Origin of the sequence: Streptomyces fradiae ATCC 10745 = DSM 40063 (assembly GCF_008704425.1) — a bacterium.
Lineage (GTDB): Bacteria > Actinomycetota > Actinomycetes > Streptomycetales > Streptomycetaceae > Streptomyces > Streptomyces fradiae.
The window spans coordinates 4,122,762-4,143,976 of record NZ_CP023696.1 but is presented as its reverse complement, the minus strand read 5'-3'; the positions used below and the strand labels follow the sequence as shown (position 1 = coordinate 4,143,976).

Here is a 21,215-nt window from a genome sequence, read left to right as displayed (position 1 = left end):
TTGGATACCCGGCGGTAACGGCTTTTCGCCGGATATCCGCATCACGCCAGTGTTCACTGGCAAATAAGCCCTGATCAGGGCGTTGTCGATGAGATCAACGGCTGGTGAGGAGGAGTACGACTCCGAGGGCGAGCGCGACGGCGACGGCGGCGACCAGGGCCGCCACGAGCGGCGCCACGGCGGGGCCGGCCGCCGCGCGCGTGTTCCGCCCGGCCGCTCCGGGGGGCGGGTCGGCGGGCTGCCGGGCGGCATCGGGGGGTGTCCCGTAGGGGCGGTGGGGGTCGGCGGGCGGGGCGGGACGCGGGTCGTGTGGGGCGGGGTGCGCCGGGTCGGGGGGCGGCGTCCCGTAGGGGGAGGCGCCGGACCGGCCCCGGAGCGGGGCGGGGGGCGGAGCCGCGCCGTAGGGGGGCGCCCCGGCGGGCGGGGTGCCGTAGGGGGAGGGGGTGCCGACCGGACCGTACGGGGCGGGGTACCGCGCGTCGCCGGTGGGGGGTGGATCGTAGGGGGGTGCGGGGGGTGACGGGTCGGTGGGCGGCGCCCCGTAGGGGGATGCGCCGGGCGGCGGGTCGGTGTGCGATCCCGTGGGGGGCGCCCCATGAGACGGCCCTGCGGGGTCGGGCCCCGGGCGCGGCGCCCCGTAGGGGGAGCGCGCGGGCGGCGGGTCGGTGTGCGGGGCCCCGTAGGGGGACCTCGCCGGGTCCTCCGGCCCTGTGCGCGGCGATCCGTGGCGGGGTCCGGTGAGCGGCGGTCCGGGCGGGTTGGCCGGGCGGGCGGGGTCCGGCGGGAGCGGAGCCTCGGCCGGTACCGGATCAGGCGCTACGCCATCGGGCAGCACCGCGTCCGGCGGTACGGCGTCCGGCAGCACCGCGTCCGGCAGTACGGCGTCCTGGGGCTCGGCCCCGGCGGGCGGCGGCACCGGCAGGGTGGGCACGGCGGGGCCGCGATCCACCGCTCCGGCCACGCCCAGCGGCGTCGGCCCCGGTGCGCCCGCCGCCTCGGGGACGTCCGGCACCTCCCGCGCGACGGCCACCTCGGCCGCGACCGGCGCCTCCGGTACCGGGGCCGGGGTGGCGGCGGCCGGCGCCTCCGGTCCGGTGCGGGCCGCGGGGGCGTCCCGCGCGGACGGGGAGGACCTGCCGGGCAGCACCCTGGCCATGTACCTGACCCGGTCGCGGGCCCTCGGGGACGGCACGGCGTGCGAGCGGGCACCGGTCGGCGCGTCCCCCTGCCCGGCCGCCAGGTCCCCCTCCCCCTCGGCGGGCCGGTCGTGCGCGGCCGGCGCGTCCACCGGGCCCGCCCCGCCCAGCGGCACCCCCGGCCCGGCGCCCGGCACACCGGACACACCCGCACCCGGGACCACGGCACCCGGCACCCCGGCAGGCCCGCCGCCCCCCGGCCACCCCGGCCCTCCGGCCCCGGGCGGCACCCCCGGCACCCCCGCCCCCGGCGCCACGCCCGCACCGCCCGTGACGTACGCCCGGAGCAGCCGCTCCGCCTCCGCCACGCCGAGTCTGCGTGCCGGGTCGCGCTCCAGCAGCCCCCGTACGACGGGGAGCAGCGGCCCGGTCGCGGCGGGCGGCCGGATCTCCGCCTCCACGACGGCGTGCAGCACCCCGCCCAGCGAGTCGCGGTGGAACGGCGAACGGCCCGTCATGACGGCGCACAGCAGCACGCCCAGCGACCACAGGTCCGCCGCCGGGCCCGCCTGGCGGCCCTGCATCCGCTCCGGGGCGGTGTACTCGGGCGAGCCGACGAACATGTTCGCCTCGGTCAGGGTGGTGGCCCCGGCGAGCTGGGCGATCCCGAAGTCGCTGAGGACCACCCGGCCGGTGGCGTCCTCCACCAGAACGTTGGCCGGTTTCAGATCCCGGTGCAGCACCCCGATCGCGTGCGCGGCGCGCAGCGCGGACAGCAGCGCCAGGCCGATGCGGGCCGCCTCGGGCGCGTCGACCGGGCCCCGCGCGGCGATCCGCTCGGCGAGCGACACGCCCTCGACCAGCTCCATGACGATGTACGCGACACCGTCCTCCTCCACCACGTCGTGGACGCACACGATGTGCGGGTGGTGCACGCGGGCCACGGCGCGGGCCTCCCGGAGCGTGGCGTCCAGGTCCGTGTCGGCACCGCCCCCAGCACCGCCCCCGGCACCGCCCACGCCACCGGCCCCGCCGCCCGAGCCGCCCCCGCCCGCGTCCGCGTACAGCTCCTTGACGGCGACCCGGCGGCCCAGCAGTTCGTCGTGGGCGCGCCACACCGTCCCCATGCCGCCGCGCCCCAGCCGTGCCTCCAGGCGGTAGCGGCCCATGATCCGCCGCTGTTCACGCGCCCGTCCGTACGGGGGCGGCCACGACCCGCGCGCCCCCTCCCGCTCCGCCCGCTCTCCCCGCCCCCCGCGGTCCTCCCGGTCCGGGCGGTCCTCCCGGTCCGCGCGGTCACCGCGCTCCTCGCGCTCCCCCTGCTCCTCGGATCTCGACCCTCCGACCGACACGGCCCATCTCCTCCGCTCGCGCCGAGGAGGTCACCCCTCGGCGGGTCGCCAGTGGCGCAGCACGATGCCGAACTGCTCCCGCGTGGTCGCCCAGTCCTCCTCGGGCGACGACATGTACAGCGCGTACTCGGTTCCGTCGTCCGTGTAGTACACCTGGTCTATCGCGTGGCGCTTACCGGGGTGTGTCCTTTTCTCGTGCCAGGTGAACTCCCAGAGACAGGATTCCGTCCGATCACGGAACGTATTCTGGACGAGTGTGACCCGGCGGTATTCCGGCAGCCGCTTCCGCAGGCTCTTCTCCACGTCGAGCATGTGCCGGAAAAGGCTCTCGAAATCCGGCTCGGAGTCGACACTGACGCGAAGCAGCCGCCTGCCGCCGTCCGGTGTGTAGTCGACCCGGTCCCCGTCAGCCCGCCGCTCCCAGCCGGCCGGTACGGCGAGGCTGAAGCCGAGCGGGTCGGTGACGCGCCGCCATCCGGCGGGCAGCCGGCCGTCCCGCGGGTCCCCGGCGGCGGCCTCGGCCGACGGCGCGGCCCCGGCGGTGGCGCCCGCGGCGGGAGCGGCGGGGCCCGCCGTGCCGGCGTGGTCGGCGTACCGCATCACGGCGAACCCGGCCCCCGCGCCGACCGCCCCCGCGAGCAGCACCACCAGCGCCGCCCTGCGCAGCCGGCCCGCCCCCGCGCGGACGGTGGCCCCGGGGCCGTGCGCCGGGTACCCGGGGCCAGGGCCCCCGCCCGGTCCCCGGCCGGAGGAGGCGCCGGAGCCGTGCGAAGCCCCCGCGGCGGACCCGGCGGAGGCGCCGGGAGCGCCGGACGTCCCGGCGATGCCGTCGGCCACCTCGCGCAGCTCCTCCGGCGACACGGACAGCGTCGGTACGTACGCCTGGGCGGCGGTCGGTGTGCGGCCCTCCATCGCCTCGATCAGCATGCGCTCCAGCTCGGCGGCGCCGGGCCGGTCGGCGGGGTCCTTGCGCAGCAGTGCGGTGATCACCGGGGCGAGCGGGCCCGCGTGCGCGGCCGGGCCGGCCTCCTCGGTGACCACGGCCTGCATGGTGCTGATAGGCGACGACCTGCGGAAAGGCGACTGCCCCTGCACCGCCGTGTACAGCGTGGCGCCCAGCGCCCACAGGTCCGAGGCCGGGCCGGGATCGGAGCCGCGCACCCGCTCCGGGGCCAGGTAGTCGATGGAGCCGACGAGTTCGCCGGTGCGGGTGATGGTGGAGTCGCCCTCGATGGCGGCGATGCCGAAGTCGGTGAGCAGCACCCGCCCGTCGCGGGCGAGCAGGACGTTGCCCGGCTTGACGTCCCGGTGCAGCACCCCGGCGGCGTGCGCGGCGCTCAGCGCGCCTAGCACGTGCAGACCTATCCGGGCGGCCTCGCGGGGCGATATCCGGCCATCCGGCGCGGACTTGACCGAGTCGGCGAGGGAGGGGCCGTCGACGTACTGCATGACGATCCACGGCCGGTCGTCGTGTTCGAGGACGTCGTGGACGGTGACGACCGCCGGGTGGGTGATCCTGGCGGCGGCCCGCGCCTCCTTCTGCGTACGGGCGTGCAGGACGACCCGGTCCGCCTCCGAGACGTACTGGCCGGCCGTCAGCTCCTTGACGGCGACGGTGCGGTGGAGGACCTCGTCGTGGGCCCGCCACACCTTGCCCATCCCGCCCCGGCCGATCGTCTCGCCCAGCCGGTAGCGCCCCGCGAGCACCAGCCCCCCGCCCATGCCCTGCGTCTGTTCCACGTGTCTCCGCCCAGCCCGCCCCACCGCTTCGGAGCAAGATTACGGAGGGTGCACGGCGCGGGGAACCTCGGGGCGGCCACGGAGACAGCTCCGTGACACGGGCCCCGCTGAATGGCGTGAATTCGCCACTGTGCGTCACCCCTACGGGTGTGGTGACGTGGCGTCAGCGCGTCACCTGGTAGCTCTTGGTGGCCTGTTCGTAGATCTCGGTGACCCTGTCCCGCTCGGTCTCGGGGCCGATGACCTGCACGACGTGGTAGCGGTCGCCGACGAGGAGGGCGAGGTTGCGCACGTACACCTGGCGGCCGTTGGCGTCCTGCCAGGTGAACTGCCCCTCGGCCATGGCCTGGCGGCCCACGTCGACGCGGCGCAGACCGGTCGCGGTGGACCAGGTGGAGTCCCGCCACGGCTGGAGCTCGCGCTCCTTGGCGCGCTGGTACTCCAGCGGGTCCGCGCCCGCCGTGCGGACGGTGTCGCGGCCCGGCACGATGATCAGCGTGTAGTCGCCCTCCGAGTAGCGGACCTGCCCGATGTCGTTGATGGGGCTGCGGCGCCAGGTCTGGTCGACGCCGACCCGGAAGCCCTCCGGGTCGTCGCGCACGACGTACCCCTCCGGCAGGGCGGGCGCGGTGGGCGTCCCGGCGTTGGTGGAGGGCGCCGGGCGGCTGGGCCGCGGGGTCTGCGGGTCGGGCGCACCGGCGGCGGGCGGGGTCGGCCCGTGCGCGGCGCTCGCGGTGGGGCGGGCGGTGCCGGTGGGGCGCTGCGACCCGTCCGTCCGGCCGGCCTCGGGCATGAACGCCACGGCGTACGCGACGGCCCCGGCGAGGCCGAGGAGTATCAGCAGCAGGAGGGTGCGCCCGAGGGCGCGCGGGTTGCCGCCGCCGGGGTGCCGCTCCCTGGCCTTCTCGCGGCGGTGCCGGGAGGGCGCGGCCGGGGCGGGCGCCTCGGCGGCCCGGTACGCGGAGCGGGCGGCCGAGCGGGACGCCGGGCGCGTACGGGTGCGGCGCCTGCGGACCAGGTCGCCGCGGCGGCGGACGATGGGCAGCCGGGCCGCGTCGGACGGCATGGGCACCACGTAGGCGCCCGCCTCGGGCTCGGGCGCCGAGCGGACGAGGGAGCGCAGCCAGCCGCGCAGCTCCTCGAAGTCGGGGCGCTCGGTGGGGTCCTGGCGCAGCAGCGACTCGACGACGGGGCGCAGCGCGCCGCACTCCTCCGCGAAGGCGGGCGGCTCGGAGCAGACCATCTGGACGAGCTCGGCGGCGTTGTCCTCCGGGTACGGGGCGTGGCCTTCGAGGACGCGGAACAGCAGCGCGCCCAGCGCCCACAGGTCGGTGGCCGGGCCGATGGGCGGGGCCAGCCGCCACGTCCCGTACACGGGGCCCGCCTGCTCGGGCGCCCACCGCTCGGTGACCGCGCCGACGACGGCGATCCTGGTCTGGCGGGCGCGCTCGGCGGCGAGCGGCGTGGTGGGGCCGCGGTAGACGGCCTCGGCGCCCTCCTGCTCCGCCCCGGCGGGCCCGCCGGTCCCGCGGCCCGGCCCGGCCTGCGCGCCCGGCACGGCCTGCCGGGCCTGTCCGGCCGTACCGGTGTGCGCGGTGGCGTCGGAGGGCGGGGCGGTGCGCCGGGCGTCGGCGTCCAGGGCGGCGCGGGCGCCCCCGTAGGGGGCCACCTCGCCGTACGGGGAGCCGCCGTCGCGCGAGGGGCCGTCACCGTACGGGGAGCCGCCGCCGTACGGGGAGCCGCCGCCCGCCGGGACGGGGCCGTCCCGCCAGGTGCCGGCGAGGAGCGCGCGCGGCGGCCGGCCCGCGGAGCCGTCGCCCCCGCGCCTCCCGTGCCCCCCTTGCCCGTCCTGCCCGTCCTGCCCGTCCCAGGCTGCGCCCCGGTCGGCCCCGCCCGAGGGGCCGTCGCCGTAGGGGGCGTCCTCGGGGCCGTCGCCGTGGGGGATGTGCTCCGGCGCGTCGGCGTAGGGGGCGCGCGCCGGGCTCCCGTAGGGGCGGCGCCCGCCGTCCGGGCCGTGCGCCGCGTACGGGTCGTGGGTGCCGTACGGGACGGGGGCGCCGGGGCCGTCGTGGGCGTCGTACGGGTCGTGCTCGTCGCCTTCGTGGTCGTCCGCGAAGCGGTCGGCGGCCCGCGCGACGTACTGGGGCTCGTAGCCGCTCGGCAGGGCGGGCGGGCCGGGCGGGAGCGGCGCGGGGAGCGACGGGCGTCGGGTGCCGTGCGGCTCCGCGTCGCCCGCGCCGTACGCCGCGTCCCCGCGGTCCACGCCCCGCTCGCCGTACTCGTCGGCCGCGTCGTACGTGTCGTCCGCGTCGGCGAAGTCACCGTACGGCTCGGCGCCGTCGGCGTCGTGCGCGTAGCCGCCCCCCACGGCGTCACGCCCAGGGCGCCCGTAGGGGGCGCCGTCGCCCTCGCCGTCGCCGTAGGGGATGTCCTCGTAGGGGGTGTCGGCGTCCTCCCCGTAGGGGGCGTCCATGTCGTCGTCCGGGGCGGGCACGGGCGCGTAGCCGCAGAGCGCCTCCTCGGCGGCCCCGGTGGCGAGCCCGCTGAGGACGACGCGGCCGTCGTCGCAGACGAGGACGGTGCGGGTGGTGATGTTGCGGTGCGTCCAGCCGTGGGCGTGGAGGGTGCGCAGCGCCGTGAGCACGTCGTTGGCGATCTCGGCGGCGCGGTACGGGGTGAGCGGCTCGGCGTGGACGAGGGCGGCCAGCGGCCGGCCGGCGACCAGTTCGCTGACGATCCAGAGCGAGCCGTCCTCGGTGAAGACGTCGAAGACCTGGTCGAGGCGCGGGTGGTCCGGGATGCGGGCGACGGCCTGGACGGCCTCGACGGCCCGCCGGACGTTCGGGTCGGCGGCGACGCGGTCGGCCGAGCGCCTCGGGGTGTGCCCGTAGGGGCGGTGGTAGGCGCCGTCCGCGTCCACGACCTCGGCGTCCACGGTCTCCGGCAGGGGGAGCTGCCGGACCATGACCTCCTGGCCGCTGTAGGTGTCGAACGCACGGGTCTCGACCGGCCCGTACGCCCCGGCGTACCCGGCCTCGTCCGGGTGGCCGTGGCCGTCCCCGTGGCCGTAGGCGTCCCCGCGGCCGTAGCCGTCCGCGTCCTCGTAGCCGTCCGTGCCGTCGGGGACGACGGGCAGGCGGTAGCGGTCGGCGAGCACCCTTCCCGCGTAGTCCTCCACGACGCCTCCCCCGCGCTGTCCCCCCGGCTCCGCCGTTCGCACGGAATCGTGCGAACGGCCGCCGATCCTGGTCCTTGCCTGTGCGGTTACCCGCGTGGTGCGGCTTCGTTCCGTCCGCGCGCTCTCACGATACGTGCCGCCGGTCAGTCCGTGGGCCGGAACGTCGCGAACGCGGTGTTCCGCAGCGCGGTGCACTCCGGTCCGTCCCACTCCGTGGACTTGCAGGAGATCATGATCGCGTAGCCGTGGTCGGCGTCGACCTTGAAGCCCCGGTTGAGGACGCGTACGCGCGTGCCGCCCTGGTTCCGCTCGAACTGCCAGTCGGCGACCGTCGGATAGCCGTTGTACGAGACGGGCTTGATGCCGTGGTGCCGGTAGCCGCTGCTGGTCGCGGCGACGGCGCCCATGGCGGCGCTCCACGCGGCGGCGGCGTCGGCGCCGGGGCTGTCGGTGTAGTCCACCTGCACGCGCGGGAAGCCGCCCGAGGCGCTGTAGATGCCACCGGAGTTCCGGCCCGCGACACCGGTCATGCGGAAGTCCTCGGGCATCGCCATGGAGAAGTGGAACCGGGCGTCGGTGACCGTCTTGTACCCGGCCGGGACCGGGGGCGCGGTGCCCGGGGAGGCGGACGGCGTGCCCGTACCGGACGTGCCCGCCGAGCCGCCCGTGCCCGCCGAGCCCGACTGGCCCGCCGTCGTGCCGGAGTCGGCGCCGCCCGCGTCCTGGCCGCCGTCCTGCTGCTCGCCGCTCCCGCCGTCGGGGCCGCCGCCGTTGCCGGTGGTGCCGGCGCCGTCCGTGGAGCCGCCGGTGGTGCCGGCCGTGGCCGCCTTGTCGCCGCCCTGCGTACCGCCCTGGGCGGTGGTGTCGTCACGGCCGCTGAGGGCGACCGCGAGGACGGTGGCGACGACCGCGAGCACGGCCACGACCGCGATGGTGACCAGCGTGCGCCGGGGCACCACGTCGGTGAGGGACGCCCGGGCCGGGGCGGCCGGGCCGGGGCGCGCCGGCTTGGCGGGCTGCCTGGCCTGGCGGTTGGCGGAGGCGGCAGCGGCGGCGTTGCGCACCGAGCGCAGGGCGCCGCGCAGCCGTTCGGCGGTCGCGTCGCCGGCCGGGGCGTCACCGGCCGCGGTGGCGGCGGTCGTGTCCGGGGCGGCCGGACCGGGCGGGGGGACCGGCGGGAGCGGGACGACGCGGGTCGCCTCCTGGGGCTCGGGGCCCGCGGGGGCGGCCGTGGCGGCGGTCTGCCGCAGCACGCCGTTCAGGAGCGCGCGGGCGCCCGCGTCGTCGAGGCGCTGCGCCGGGTCCTTGGCGAGCAGCCCGTAGATCACCTTGTCGAGCGGGCCCGCGTTCTTCGGCGGGTCCAGCTGCTCGGTCATGACGGCCGTGAGCGTCGCTATGGCCGAGCCCTTGTCGTAGGGCGGGTGGCCCTCCACGGCCGCGTAGAGGAGGCCGCCGAGGGACCACATGTCGGCGGCGGGGCCGGGCCGCTGGCCGCGCGCCCGCTCGGGCGAGATGTAGGAGGGCGCGCCGACGAGCATCCCGGTGGAGGTGATGGACGGGTCGCCCTCGACCTGGGCGATGCCGAAGTCGGTGAGGACGACGCGGCCGTCGTCCTCGATGAGCACGTTCGACGGCTTCACGTCGCGGTGGAGGATGCCCTGCCGGTGCGCCGAGCGGAGCACGTCGAGGATGGCGAGGCCGACCTCGGCGGCGCGGTGCGGGGTGAGCGTGCCGTCCTCGCGGATGACCTCGGCGAGGGAGCGGCCCTCGACCAGCTCCATGACGATCCAGGGCCGGTCGTCCTCGTCCACCACGTCGTAGACGGTGACGGCGTTGTTGTTGCGGATCCGGGCGATGGCCTTGGCCTCGCGCAGGGTCCGGGTGATGAGGCGCCGCTTCTCGTCCTCGTCGATGGCGTTGGGGAAGCGGAGCTCCTTGACGGCGACGGTGCGGCCGAGGGTCTCGTCGACGGCGCGCCACACGGTGCCCATGCCGCCGCGCCCGAGGACGGCGCCGAGCCGGTAGCGGCCCGCGAGCAGCCGGCCCTCCGTCGTCACATGGGGCGGCACGGGCTTCTTCGCCATGTCGGGCCCGGCCGCCGGCGCCGCCTTGGCCGTGTCCGCCGCCTTGGCCGCCGCCTTGGCCGGGCGGGAACCTCCGGTGCCCGCCTCGCCCGTCGGGGCCGCGTCCTCGCGCGTCCCGCCGTCGCGGGCCGCGTCCTCGCGTGTCGTGCCGTCACGGACCGCGTCGGCACGGCTCGTACCGCCGCGGTCCCCGTCGCCGCCGGTCCCGGCGGCCGGAGCCGCCTGCCGCGGCGCGGCACCCGCGTCCGGCGCGCCCTGGCCCTTCGCGTCGCCGCCCTTCGCGTCGCTCCCGTCCGTGGCGCCCCGCACGGCGTCGCCTTCGGCCGCGCCCTTCGGCAGGGCACCGCCCTCACCCTTCACCGTCGCGTCCTTCGAGGTCGTGCCTTCGCCGTCGGCGCCCCGCTGAGGTTGCCGCGCCGCGTCCCGCGACTGCTCCGCTCCCGACATGCGTCCCCTCTGCGATCCTGTTCCTCGCCCGCGCCTGCCGCGTCCGCGCGATGCGGTAACCCGCCCTGGTGGAACCTTCATTGTCCCTCACTCCGGGACCGGGGGTTGTCCCGGGTCCGGCGTCCGCGAGGATGACGGCCGGGGAGGGTGCCGGGCCATACCGAAGTGCAGGACGAGACTCACGGTGCCCTTGGTTCTGGCCATCCGTCGACTGACGGTACGTCACCTCGCCCTGGAGCCCGACCAGGAGCCGTCGCCCCTGGTCACAGCCGGTCCGGCCCCGGCGAAAGCGTGTCCCGCGGAGCCGTGACGGCGCCCTCGGCACCGTTCGGTTCGAGACGGTCCGAGACGGTCCGAGGCGGGTTCGACACGGTCCGGAGCCAGCCGGGTCAGGCCGGGTCGGCCGGGGCAGGCCGACCCGGCCGGCGGCCCCGCCCGACAGACCACCCCCGGCCCCGCCCGCCCGACGGGCCACCCTCGGCCCCGCTCGACGGGCAGCCCCCCGGCCACCTCCGACCACCCCGCCCGCCGGGTCCACGCCCACGGCCGCGGCCACGCTCCGGCGGGCCCTACAGGGGGACGATGTCCGGGGCGCCGAGCCGGGCGGCGTCGGCCGTCTGGTCGTCCGGCTGCCGCTGGGACTCCCGCTCCGCCTCGACCCGCTTCTCGTAGTGCTCCACCTCCTTGGCGACCTGGTCCTCCCCCCAGCCGAGGACCCGCGCCATCAGTTCGGCGCACTCGCGGGCGCAGCCGGTGCCCCGGTCGAAGGTCTCGATGGAGATGCGGGTCCGGCGGGTCAGGACGTCGTCCAGGTGCCGGGCGCCCTCGTGGGAGGCCGCGTAGAGGATCTCGGCGCGCAGGTAGTCGTCGGCGCCCGCGACGGGCTCGCCCAGCGAGGGGTCGTCGGCGATCAGGTCGAGCAGCTCGTCCACCAGGGTGCCGTACCGGTGGAGCAGGTGCTCGACGCGCACGACGTGCAGGCCCGTCCGGGCGGCGATCCGCGCCCTGGCGTTCCACAGCGCCCGGTACCCCTCGGCGCCCAGCAGCGGCACCTCCTCCGTGACGCACGGCGCGACGCGCGTGTCCAGGCCGTGCACCGCCTCGTCCACCGCGTCCTTCGCCATGACCCGGTACGTCGTGTACTTGCCGCCCGCGACGACGACGAGGCCGGGCACGGGGTGGGCGACCGTGTGCTCGCGGGAGAGCTTGCTGGTGGCGTCGGACTCCCCGGCCAGCAGGGGCCGCAGGCCCGCGTAGACGCCCTGCACGTCGTCGCGGGAGAGCGGGGTGGCCAGGACGCCGTTGACCCGCTCCAGGAGGTAGTCGATGTCGGCGCTGGACGCGGCGGGGTGGGCCTTGTCGAGGTCCCAGTCGGTGTCGGTCGTCCCGATGATCCAGTGGCGCCCCCAGGGGATGACGAACAGGACGCTCTTCTCGGTGCGCAGGATCAGGCCAGTCGTGGAGTGGACGCGGTCCTTGGGGACGACCAGGTGGATGCCCTTCGAGGCGCGGACGTGGAACTGGCCGCGCTCCGCGATGAGCGCCTGCGTGTCGTCGGTCCACACGCCCGTCGCGTTGACGACCTGGCGGGCGCGGATCTCGTACTCGCCGCCGGCCTCCACGTCCGCCACGCGGGCGCCCACGACCCGCTCGCCCTCGCGGAGGAAGGCGACGACGCGGGCCCGGTTCGCCGTGTGCGCGCCGTACGCCGCGGCCGTGCGCACCAGTGTGGCGACGTGGCGGGCGTCGTCCACCTGGGCGTCGTAGTACTGCAGGGCGCCCACCAGGGCGTCCCGGCGCAGGGCGGGGGCGGCCCGCAGGGCGCGGCGGCGCGACAGGTGGCGGTGCAGGGGCAGGCCCCGGCCGCGGCCGGAGGAGACGGACATCGCGTCGTACAGGGCGACGCCCGATCCGGCGTACAGCCGCTCCCAGCCCCGGTGCCGCAGCGGGTAGAGGAACGGCACCGGTCTGACCAGGTGCGGCGCCAGCCGCTCCAGCAGCAGGCCGCGCTCCTTGAGGGCCTCCCGCACCAGCGCGAAGTCGAGCATCTCCAGGTAGCGCAGGCCGCCGTGGATGAGCTTGCTGGACCGGCTGGACGTCCCGGACGCCCAGTCGCGGGCCTCCACCAGGCCTGTGGCGAGGCCACGGGTCACCGCGTCGAGCGCCGTCCCGGCCCCGACCACGCCACCGCCCACGACCAGCACGTCCAGCTCGCGCTCGGCCATGGCCGCCAGGGCCGCGGCCCGCTCCGCGGGTCCCAGTCTCGCTGTCCTCACCGCTGCCTCCCGTCGCCGCCGTCCCCCTGTGTGCTCGGGCTCACGGATTCGATTCTGTCCCCGGCCGCCGACATCGGCCACCGGCCCCGCGCCACCTGTGGACAACGGGGACAACACTCGGGCGATCACGGGCGCGCAATACCGCATAACGGTCATATTTACGCCTAGTCTGACTGTGCGTCCGCTCGTTCTGTCCACAGGACTTGCGCGTACCGCCCCCTTACGGCTATTGGGAAGGACGGCTCACGCCCATGCCCGCAGACCTCGCCGTCATCGGCCTCGGCCACCTCGGACTGCCCCTCGCCCAGGCCGCCACCGCCGCGGGTATCGACACGATCGGCTACGACACCGACCCGCGGGCCGTCGCCGAACTGTCCGCCGGGCGCCCTCCCGTCGACGGCTCCCTCACCCCGTCCGAGATCCGCCGCATGCTGTCCTGCGGCTTCCGCCCCACCACACACCCCGCCGAGCTGGGCCGCGTCCGCACCGCCGTGATCTGCGCGCCCACTCCGCCCGCCGCCGCGCCCCGCACCCTGGACCTGACCGCCGTCACCGGCGCCGCCCGCGCGCTCGCCGCCCGGCTGCGCCCCCACACGACCGTCCTGCTGGAGTCGCCCGTACCGCCGGGCACCACCGAGGACGTGGTGCGCCCCCTCCTGGAGGAGGGCTCCGGGCTGCGCGCCGGGCGCGACTTCCACCTCGCGTACTCCCCCGCCCGTCTCGACCCGGACGACCGGGCCCACGGCTACGCCCACACCCCCAAGGTGATCGGCGGCCTCACCCCCGCCTGCACCGAGTCCGCCGCCACCTTCTACGGGCGCTTCACCGACAAGGTCGTCCGCGCGCGGGGGACCCGCGAGGCCGAGACGGTCAAACTGCTGGAGACCAACTACCGGCACGTCAACATCGCCCTCGTCAACGAGATGGCCGTGCTCTGCCACGACCTCGGCGTGGACCTGTGGGACGTCATCCGGTGCGCCGAGACCAAGCCGTCCGGCTTCCAGGCGTTCCGGCCGGGCCCCGGTGTCGGCGGCCACGGCACCCCCGTCGACACGGTCGGCGCCCACCGCCCCCTGCGCCTGGTGGAGACGGCGGGCCAGATCAACGAGCGCATGCCGCAGTACGTCACCCAGCGCTGCGCCACCCTCCTCAACGAGCACGGCAAGTCCGTGCGCGGCGCGCGGGTGCTGCTGCTCGGCATCACCTACAAGCCGGACCTCGCCGACCGGGAGGGCTCCCCGGCGCCGGAGATCGCCCAGCGGCTGATGGACATGGGCGCGGCGGTCAGCTACCACGACCCGTACGCGCCGGTGTGGCGGGTGCGCGACCTGCCCGTCCCGCGCGCGGACTCCCTGTACGAGGCCGCGGCGGGCGCCGACCTGACGATCCTGCTCCAGCACCACCGCACGTACGACCTCCAGGGCCTGGCCGTGAAGGCGCAGCTGCTGCTCGACACGCGCGGCGCCACCCCGGTCGGCGCGGCGCACCGCCTCTGACCCGACCGCGCGGCCCCCGACCCGCCCGTCCGGCTCCCGGACCGTCCGGCACCCCGCCCCGGCCGCCTCCCCGCCCCCCTCCGGCACCCCGACCCGGCCGGGCCCCCGACCCGTCCGCCTCCGCGGCCCCGGCCGGCCCCCGGCCCCGTCCGCCTCCCGCCCGGCCGGGTGCCCGGTCTCGGCTTGCTTCCGGGCCGGTCACGGTCGGAAATCGCCGGGCTCCCTGTCACAGGGGGCTGCTAGTGTCCGCCTCTGATTCGCGCGCGGCCGTGCACACGTCAGAAGCCCGGCCGCCGGTTCCGACCAGGGGGGATTCCCAGCATGAGCCAGTCCGTTCCGCCGCCGCCCGGTGGCAACCCGTACGCCGGCGGGCCGGGCGGCGACGCCGCGCAGCAGCCGTACCCCGGCGGGCCGGGCACCGGCCCCGCCGCGCAGCAGCCCTTCCCGCAGTACGGGGCCCCGGTGCAGCCCCCGGCGCCCGCGCGGGACAACGTCGGCCTCGGACTGCTCGCCGCGCTGGTCGCCGCCCTGGTCGGCGCGGGCGTGTACGGCGGCATCGGCGGCGCCATCGAGCGGGAGATCGGCTACGCGGCGGTGGGCGTCGGCCTGCTCGTCGGTTTCGCCGCCGGCAAGGTCGGCGGGCGCAACCCCCTCCTCCAGGGCGCCTCGGTGGTCCTCGCGGCCGGCGCCGTCTACCTGGGCCAGCTCGTCACCATCGCGGTCATCCTCTCCAAGCTGGGCGAGGGCTCCTTCACGGAGATCTTCTTCCAGAACTTCGGCGAGGTCATGGAGCTGTGGAAGATGGCCGCGGACGGCATGACGTACGTCTTCCTCGGCATCGGCGCGCTGACCGGCTTCGCGGGCGCCAAGAAGGGCGCCGCGTAGCGGCACCGGCCCACCCCGGCCGGGCGGGGCGCTTCACCGCGCCGCGCCGGGCCACCGGCCGCCACCGCGCGCGGACGCGCACGGCGAGGGGCCCGCACCGGGATCGGACGATCCGGTGCGGGCCCCTCGCGCATGCGCCGGGTCCCCGGGCGCGCGGCCCCGGTACGGGCGGGCCGGGTCGGCGCGGCCCCGTTACGGGAGCCCGGGTCGGCGCGGCCCCGGTACGGGCGGCCGGGTCAGCGGCTGTGCTGCGAGTCCGCGACGGTCACCTCGACGCGCTGGAACTCCTTCAGCTCGCTGTAGCCCGTCGTCGCCATGGCCCGGCGCAGCGCGCCGAAGAAGTTCATCGACCCGTCGGGCGAGTGCGAGGGACCGGTCAGGATCTCCTCCGTCGTCCCGGCGACGCCCAGGTCGACCAGCTTGCCGCGCGGCACGTCCTCGTGGACGGCCTCCATGCCCCAGTGGTGGCCCTTGCCGGGCGCGTCCGTGGCGCGCGCCAGCGGGGAGCCCATCATCACGGCGTCGGCGCCGCACGCGATGGCCTTCGGCAGGTCACCGGACCAGCCCACGCCGCCGTCGGCGATGACGTGCACGTACCGGCCGCCGGACTCGTCCATGTAGTCGCGCCGGGCGGCGGCCACGTCGGCGACGGCGGTGGCCATCGGGACCTGGATGCCGAGGACGTTGCGGGTGGTGTGCGCCGCGCCGCCGCCGAAGCCGACCAGCACGCCCGCCGCGCCCGTGCGCATCAGGTGCAGGGCCGCCGTGTAGGTGGCGCAGCCGCCGACGATGACGGGGACGTCCAGCTCGTAGATGAACTGCTTCAGGTTCAGCGGCTCGGCGGCGCCGGAGACGTGCTCGGCGGAGACCGTCGTGCCGCGGATGACGAAGATGTCGACGCCCGCGTCGACCACGGCCTTGGAGAACTGGGCCGTGCGCTGCGGGGAGAGCGCCGCCGCGGTGACGACACCGGCGTCGCGGACCTCCTTCAGGCGCCGCCCGATCAGCTCCTCCTGGATGGGGGCGGAGTAGATCTCCTGCAGACGGCGGGTCGCGGTCTCCCCGTCGAGCTCGGTGATCTCGTCGAGCAGCGGCTGCGGGTCCTCGTGGCGGGTCCACAGGCCCTCCAGGTTGAGCACGCCCAGGCCGCCGAGCTCGCCGATCCGGATGGCGGTCCGCGGCGACACGACCGAGTCCATCGGGGCGGCCAGGAAGGGCAGCTCGAAGCGGTAGGCGTCGATCTGCCACGCGATCGAGACCTCCTTCGGGTCCCGCGTGCGCCGGCTCGGTACGACGGCGATGTCGTCGAAGGCGTACGCCCTGCGGCCGCGCTTGCCGCGCCCGATCTCGATCTCAGTCACGATGTGTGGCCTTTCCCTCTGCGTCTGCGCCTACCAGTATCCCCGACGCACGCGCGGGGGGCGGCCCGGTCGCCCCGGCGCGGGCGGGCGGCGGGCGGTGACGGCCCCGGCGGGGGCGTACGAGCGGCGGCGCCCCGGCGCGCGCGGAGGCGTACGGCCCGCGGGCCCGCGGCGCAGTCCGGCAGCGCCCCGGACGCGCGGCCCGGACGCCGGACGCGCGGCCCGGACGCCGGACGCGCGGCCCGGACGCCCCGACGCCCGCCCCCGCCGCCCGGAGTCGCCCGGACGCGCGCGAGGGCGGCCCGGTCGGTGCGTGGCCGGGCCGCCCTCGCGGCGGTACGTGCGGGCGCGGGCGCCCGCGGGTCAGCGCTTGCTGCTGTAGTTGGGCGCCTCGACGGTCATCTGGATGTCGTGCGGGTGGCTCTCCTTGAGCCCCGCCGAGGTGATCCGGACGAACCGGCCGCGCGCCTGGAGCTCGGGGACGGTGCTGCCGCCGACGTAGAACATCGACTGGCGCAGGCCGCCGACGAGCTGGTGGACGACCGCGGAGAGCGGGCCGCGGTAGGGCACCTGGCCCTCGATGCCCTCGGGGACCAGCTTCTCGTCGGAGGCGACGCCCTCCTGGAAGTACCGGTCCTTGGAGAAGGACCGCTGGTCGCCGCGGGACTGCATGGCGCCGAGCGAGCCCATGCCCCGGTACGACTTGAACTGCTTGCCGTTGATGAACAGCAGCTCGCCGGGCGACTCCTCGCAGCCGGCCAGGAGCGAGCCGAGCATCACCGTGTCGGCGCCCGCGACCAGCGCCTTGGCGATGTCGCCCGAGTACTGCAGGCCGCCGTCGCCGATGACCGGGACACCGGCCTCCTTGGCGGCGAGCGACGCCTCGTAGATCGCCGTGACCTGCGGGACGCCGATGCCGGCGACGACGCGGGTGGTGCAGATGGAGCCGGGGCCGACGCCGACCTTGATGGCGTCGACGCCCGCGTCGACGAGGGCCTGGGCGCCGTCGCGGGTGGCGACGTTGCCGCCGATGACGTCGACGCCGGAGTTGGACTTGATCTTGGCGACCATGTCGCCGACCAGCTTGGAGTGGCCGTGGGCGGTGTCGACCACGATGAAGTCGACGCCCACCTCGATGAGCGCCTGGGCGCGCTCGTACGCGTCGCCCGCCACGCCGACGGCGGCGCCGACGAGGAGGCGGCCCTCCTTGTCCTTCGCCGCGTTCGGGTACTTCTCGGCCTTGACGAAGTCCTTGACGGTGATGAGGCCCTTGAGGAGGCCGTTGTCGTCGACGAGCGGCAGCTTCTCGATCTTGTGGCGGCGCAGCAGCTCCATGGCGTCCACGCCGGAGATGCCGACCTTGCCGGTGACCAGCGGCATCGGGGTCATGACCTCGCGCACCCGGCGGGCGCGGTCGGTCTCGAAGGCCATGTCGCGGTTGGTGACGATGCCGAGCAGCTTGCCCGCGGGGTCCGTGACCGGCACGCCGCTGATGCGGAACTTGGCGCAGATGGCGTCGGCCTCGGCGAGCGTGGCGTCCGGGTGGATCGTGATCGGGTCCGTGACCATGCCGGACTCCGAGCGCTTCACCAGGTCGACCTGGTTCGCCTGGTCGGCGATCGACAGGTTCCGGTGGAGGACGCCGACGCCGCCCTGGCGGGCCATGGCGATGGCCATCCGGGACTCGGTGACCTTGTCCATCGCGGCGGAGAGCAGCGGGATGTTGACCCGGACGTTGCGCGAGAGCTGCGAGGAGGTGTCGATCTGGTCGGGAGCCATGTCCGACGCGCCCGGCAGCAGCAGCACGTCGTCGTAGGTCAGCCCGAGCGCGGCGAACTTCTCGGGCACTCCGTCGACGTTTGCAGTCATGACACCTTCCCCATGGCCTTGATCGGTGCGGATGTCCATGCTAACGGCCTACAGGCGTGTCTCATTCCACGAGCAAGATCACCCGGTGGCTTTGTACGTTCCCACGTATGACATCCGCCATAGGGCCGCCCGCGCCGCCGGTGCCGCACGCCCCACGCGGGTGCCCGACCCGTACCGGACGGAGCGGCACGCCCCGCGCGGACGCGGCCCGTACCGGACGGACCCGCCGCCGGGCGCCGCGCCGTGGGCCGGCGGGGCCGCGCCGCTACTGGCCGGCCAGGGCGCGCAGGCGGCTGAGCGCGCGGTGCTGGGCGACCCGGACGGCTCCGGGGGACATGCCGAGCATCTGCCCGGTCTCCTCGGCGGTGAGCCCGACGGCGACGCGCAGCACGAGCAGCTCCCGCTGGTGGTCCGGGAGGTTGGCGAGCAGGCGCCGGGCCCATTCGGCGTCGTCGCTGAGGAGGGCGCGCTCCTCGGGGCCGAGGGAGTCGTCGGGGCGCTCGGGCATCTCGTCGGAGGGCACGGCGGTCGAGCCGGGGTGCCGCATGGCGGCGCGCTGGAGGTCGGCGACCTTGTGCCCGGCGATGGCGAAGACGAACGCCTCGAACGGGCGGCCCGTGTCCTTGTAGCGGGGCAGGGCCATGAGGACGGCGACGCAGACCTCCTGCGCCAGGTCCTCCACGAAGTGGCGGGCGTCGCCGGGGAGCCGGCTCAGCCGCGTGCGGCAGTAGCGCAGGGCCAGGGGGTGGACGTGGGCCAGGAGGTCGTGCGTGGCCTGCTCGTCGCCCTCCACCGCGCGGTGCACGAGCGACCCGATCGCCCCCGGCCCGGCGGGGGGCGTCGGGGGGGCCGGCGTCTGGTCGTCGCGCATCGGTCCATGGTGCCCTGGCCGCATCGGCTCCGAGGCACCGCGTCCAGCCTTGTGCACCGAAGCGTTATGAGCAGGTGCGCCGGAAGTCATCTCCTGCGCCCTCCCCTCCCGCTCGATCGACTCGTCCCCGAGGAACTCCACCCCTCAAGGATGCGGCATCGCGCAGGAAACAGACATCGGGCCTGCGCCGCCCCGTCCGCCGGCCGGCGGACGGGGACCGAAACGGCCACGTCGCGGCCCGTGGCCCGCTACCGCACCAGGCCCCAGCGGAACCCGAGCGCGACCGCGTGGGCCCGGTCGGAGGCGCCGAGCTTCTTGAACAGGCGGCGGGCGTGGGTCTTGACCGTGTCCTCGGAGAGGAACAGCTCGCGCCCGATCTCGGCGTTGGACCGGCCGTGGCTCATGCCCTCCAGCACCTGGATCTCCCGGGCCGTGAGCGTCGGCGCCGCGCCCATCTCGGCCGAGCGCAGCCGCCGCGGGGCGAGCCGCCAGGTCGGGTCGGCGAGGGCCTGGGTGACCGTGGCCCGCAGCTCCGCGCGCGAGGCGTCCTTGTGCAGGTAGCCGCGGGCGCCGGCGGCGACGGCGAGGGCGACGCCGTCGAGGTCCTCGGCGACCGTGAGCATGATGATCCGCGCGCCGGGGTCGGCCGAGAGCAGCCGGCGGACGGTCTCCACCCCGCCCAGGCCGGGCATGCGCACGTCCATCAGGATCAGGTCCGAGCGGTCGGCGCCCCAGCGGCGGAGGACTTCCTCGCCGTTGGCCGCCGTCGTGACGCGCTCGACACCGGGCACGGTGGCGACGGCGCGGCGGAGCGCTTCTCGGGCAAGCGGGGAGTCGTCGCAGACGAGAACGGATGTCATGGCCGTCCTCCGCAGCTGATGCGCGTCACCTTGGGCCTCCAGGCTGGTTACGAATCGTCACCTGTGCGGTTGACGCCCTCGGACGGCTGCCCGAGCGCTTCTTCTTTCAACCGCCTCCGCACTCTCAACGATGGTCACTCGAAAGAGTTACGGGTCGGCGCACCACCCCACCACGCTGCGTGAGGAGGCGCGTACAGAGCAGAGCACCGCAGGTCACCGCCGCTCCACACAGAGCTATGCCCCATTTAGCGGCTTTTCCTTCCCTTTGGCGGTGTCTGTAGCTAGATTCGCAATGAGTCATATTTACATCTACTGCGACAAGTAGTCCGCTCAGTAAGCTCAGTACCGGCATCAAGGGGACATGCGCCATGGCAGATTTCTCCCGCCTTCCCGGACCCAACGCCGACCTGTGGGACTGGCAGTTGCTCGCGGCCTGCCGGGGGGTCGACAGTTCGCTGTTCTTCCACCCGGAGGGAGAGCGCGGCGCGGCACGGAGCGCGCGTGAGAACTCGGCGAAGGAGGTCTGCATGCGCTGCCCGGTGCGCGCGGAGTGCGCGGCCCACGCGCTGGCCGTGCGCGAGCCCTACGGCGTATGGGGCGGCCTCACGGAGGACGAGCGCGAGGAGCTCATGGGCCGGGCGCGCACCCGGCTGGTCACCTCGTCGACGGCGGGACACCACTGACGCGCGCCGTCCGCGCGAACTGAAGGAACGTTTCAGCAAGGCCCTGCGCGGCCCCGTGCGGCGCCCGCCGGACCCAGGTCCTGCGCGCGCGTGGCGGCCTCCGCCAGGCGGTCCAGGGTGGCGGCGACGGCCGGTACCTGCGCCAGGTCCGGCAGGGTGAGCGCGACGATCTCCCGTTCCACCGGCGGCTCCACCGCGACCGTGCGGGCCCCCCTGGGCCGTACGGACTCGACGGCCAGCTCCGGCAGGACGGCGACGCCGAGGCCCGCCCCGACCAGGCCCACCACGGCCGGGTAGTCGTCGGTGGCGAAGTCGATGCGCGGGGTGAACCCGGCGTCCTCGCACACCTCCACCAGCTGGCGGCGGCAGCGCGGGCAGCCCGCGATCCACGGCTCCCCCGCCAGGTCGCCGATGGCCACGGCGTCCGCGCCCGCGAGCCGGTGGCCCTCGGGGACCAGGCCGACGAGCCGGTCGGTGAGCAGCGGCCGGACGACCAGGTCGTCCCACTCGGCACCCCCGCCCGCGTACCGGAAGGCGAGCGCGATGTCGCAGTCGCCCTCGCGCAGCATCTCGACGGAGCGCGGCGGCTCGGCCTCCACGAGGGAGACCCGGGTGCCGGGGTGCGCCGCGCGCAGCGCCGCGAGGGCGGTCGGCACCAGGGTGGAGCTGCCGCTCGGGAAGGACACGAGCCGGACCCGGCCGGCGCGCAGGCCCGCGATGGCGGCGACCTCCTCCTCGGCGGCGGTGAGCCCGGCGAGGATGCCCGCCGCGTGCCGTACGAGCGCCTCGCCGGCCTGCGTGAGGCGCATCTCGCGGCCGGTGCGGATGAGCAGCGGCGTGCCGGCCGACGCCTCCAGGGCCTTCATCTGCTGGCTGACGGCCGGCTGTGTGCACCCCAGCTCGCGGGCGGCGGCGGAGAAGGAGCCGGTGGCGGCGACGGCGCGCAGGACACGGAGGTGACGGGCTTCGATCACCCC

The 21,215-nt window shown here is 76.0% G+C and carries 13 protein-coding genes; 3 read left to right on the top strand and 10 right to left on the bottom strand.

The genetic code is table 11. The features are described from left to right. Positions 1 to 94: 94 nt before the first annotated feature. From CP974_RS30710 to CP974_RS18620, 5 genes are all read right to left on the bottom strand, one after another. A complete protein-coding gene (locus tag CP974_RS30710; protein ID WP_261344844.1) occupies positions 95 to 2,305 on the bottom strand; it encodes a serine/threonine-protein kinase in 2,211 nt (736 codons plus the stop codon). A gap of 213 nt (positions 2,306 to 2,518) precedes the next feature. Continuing rightward, positions 2,519 to 4,228, bottom strand: coding sequence for a serine/threonine-protein kinase (locus CP974_RS18635; RefSeq protein ID WP_031132854.1), 1,710 nt, complete (start codon positions 4,226 to 4,228; stop codon positions 2,519 to 2,521). 163 nt (positions 4,229 to 4,391) lie between these two features. Next, positions 4,392 to 7,406, bottom strand: coding sequence for a serine/threonine kinase C-terminal domain-containing protein (locus CP974_RS18630; protein WP_031132852.1), 3,015 nt, complete (start codon positions 7,404 to 7,406; stop codon positions 4,392 to 4,394). Positions 7,407 to 7,549: 143 nt separating this feature from the next. Continuing rightward, complete coding sequence (locus CP974_RS18625) at positions 7,550 to 9,937, bottom strand: serine/threonine-protein kinase (protein WP_031132849.1); 2,388 nt, start codon at positions 9,935 to 9,937, stop codon at positions 7,550 to 7,552. Positions 9,938 to 10,506: 569 nt separating this feature from the next. Then, positions 10,507 to 12,213: a glycerol-3-phosphate dehydrogenase/oxidase gene (locus CP974_RS18620; protein WP_031132847.1), complete on the bottom strand. Its 1,707-nt coding sequence runs from the start codon at positions 12,211 to 12,213 to the stop codon at positions 10,507 to 10,509. 251 nt (positions 12,214 to 12,464) lie between these two features. On the opposite strand from CP974_RS18620, the gene CP974_RS18615 reads away from it, so the two are divergent. Together CP974_RS18615 and CP974_RS18610 are read left to right on the top strand one after the other, a co-directional pair. Then, entirely contained in the window at positions 12,465 to 13,709 is a 1,245-nt protein-coding gene (locus CP974_RS18615; RefSeq protein ID WP_031132845.1) for a nucleotide sugar dehydrogenase, read from the top strand. Between the two features lie 321 nt (positions 13,710 to 14,030). After that, the gene (locus CP974_RS18610) at positions 14,031 to 14,594 is read left to right on the top strand and encodes a hypothetical protein (RefSeq protein ID WP_031132843.1); all 564 of its coding nucleotides are present in this window, start codon (positions 14,031 to 14,033) and stop codon (positions 14,592 to 14,594) included. A 236-nt stretch (positions 14,595 to 14,830) separates the two neighbouring features. Here CP974_RS18610 and CP974_RS18605 read toward each other — a convergent pair whose 3' ends face one another. The 4 genes from CP974_RS18605 to CP974_RS18590 all read right to left on the bottom strand — a co-directional run bounded on the left by CP974_RS18605 (position 14,831) and on the right by CP974_RS18590 (position 19,555). Beyond that, the gene (locus CP974_RS18605; protein WP_031132841.1) at positions 14,831 to 15,955 is read right to left on the bottom strand and encodes a GuaB3 family IMP dehydrogenase-related protein; all 1,125 of its coding nucleotides are present in this window, start codon (positions 15,953 to 15,955) and stop codon (positions 14,831 to 14,833) included. 363 nt (positions 15,956 to 16,318) lie between these two features. Then, the gene (gene guaB / locus CP974_RS18600; RefSeq protein WP_031136102.1) at positions 16,319 to 17,824 is read right to left on the bottom strand and encodes an IMP dehydrogenase; all 1,506 of its coding nucleotides are present in this window, start codon (positions 17,822 to 17,824) and stop codon (positions 16,319 to 16,321) included. A gap of 265 nt (positions 17,825 to 18,089) precedes the next feature. Continuing rightward, a complete protein-coding gene (locus CP974_RS18595) occupies positions 18,090 to 18,695 on the bottom strand; it encodes a sigma-70 family RNA polymerase sigma factor (protein WP_031136104.1) in 606 nt (201 codons plus the stop codon). Positions 18,696 to 18,943: 248 nt separating this feature from the next. Beyond that, the gene (locus tag CP974_RS18590; RefSeq protein ID WP_003948568.1) at positions 18,944 to 19,555 is read right to left on the bottom strand and encodes a response regulator transcription factor; all 612 of its coding nucleotides are present in this window, start codon (positions 19,553 to 19,555) and stop codon (positions 18,944 to 18,946) included. A gap of 368 nt (positions 19,556 to 19,923) precedes the next feature. Here CP974_RS18590 and CP974_RS18585 point away from each other — a divergent pair, with 368 nt between their 5' ends. Continuing rightward, positions 19,924 to 20,238 (top strand): WhiB family transcriptional regulator, encoded by a 315-nt coding sequence (locus CP974_RS18585; RefSeq protein WP_031136106.1) that lies wholly within the window; start codon positions 19,924 to 19,926, stop codon positions 20,236 to 20,238. A gap of 32 nt (positions 20,239 to 20,270) precedes the next feature. Here the strand turns inward: CP974_RS18585 and CP974_RS18580 are convergent, their stop codons facing one another. After that, complete coding sequence (locus tag CP974_RS18580) at positions 20,271 to 21,212, bottom strand: LysR family transcriptional regulator (RefSeq protein WP_031136108.1); 942 nt, start codon at positions 21,210 to 21,212, stop codon at positions 20,271 to 20,273. Positions 21,213 to 21,215 lie beyond the last annotated feature (3 nt).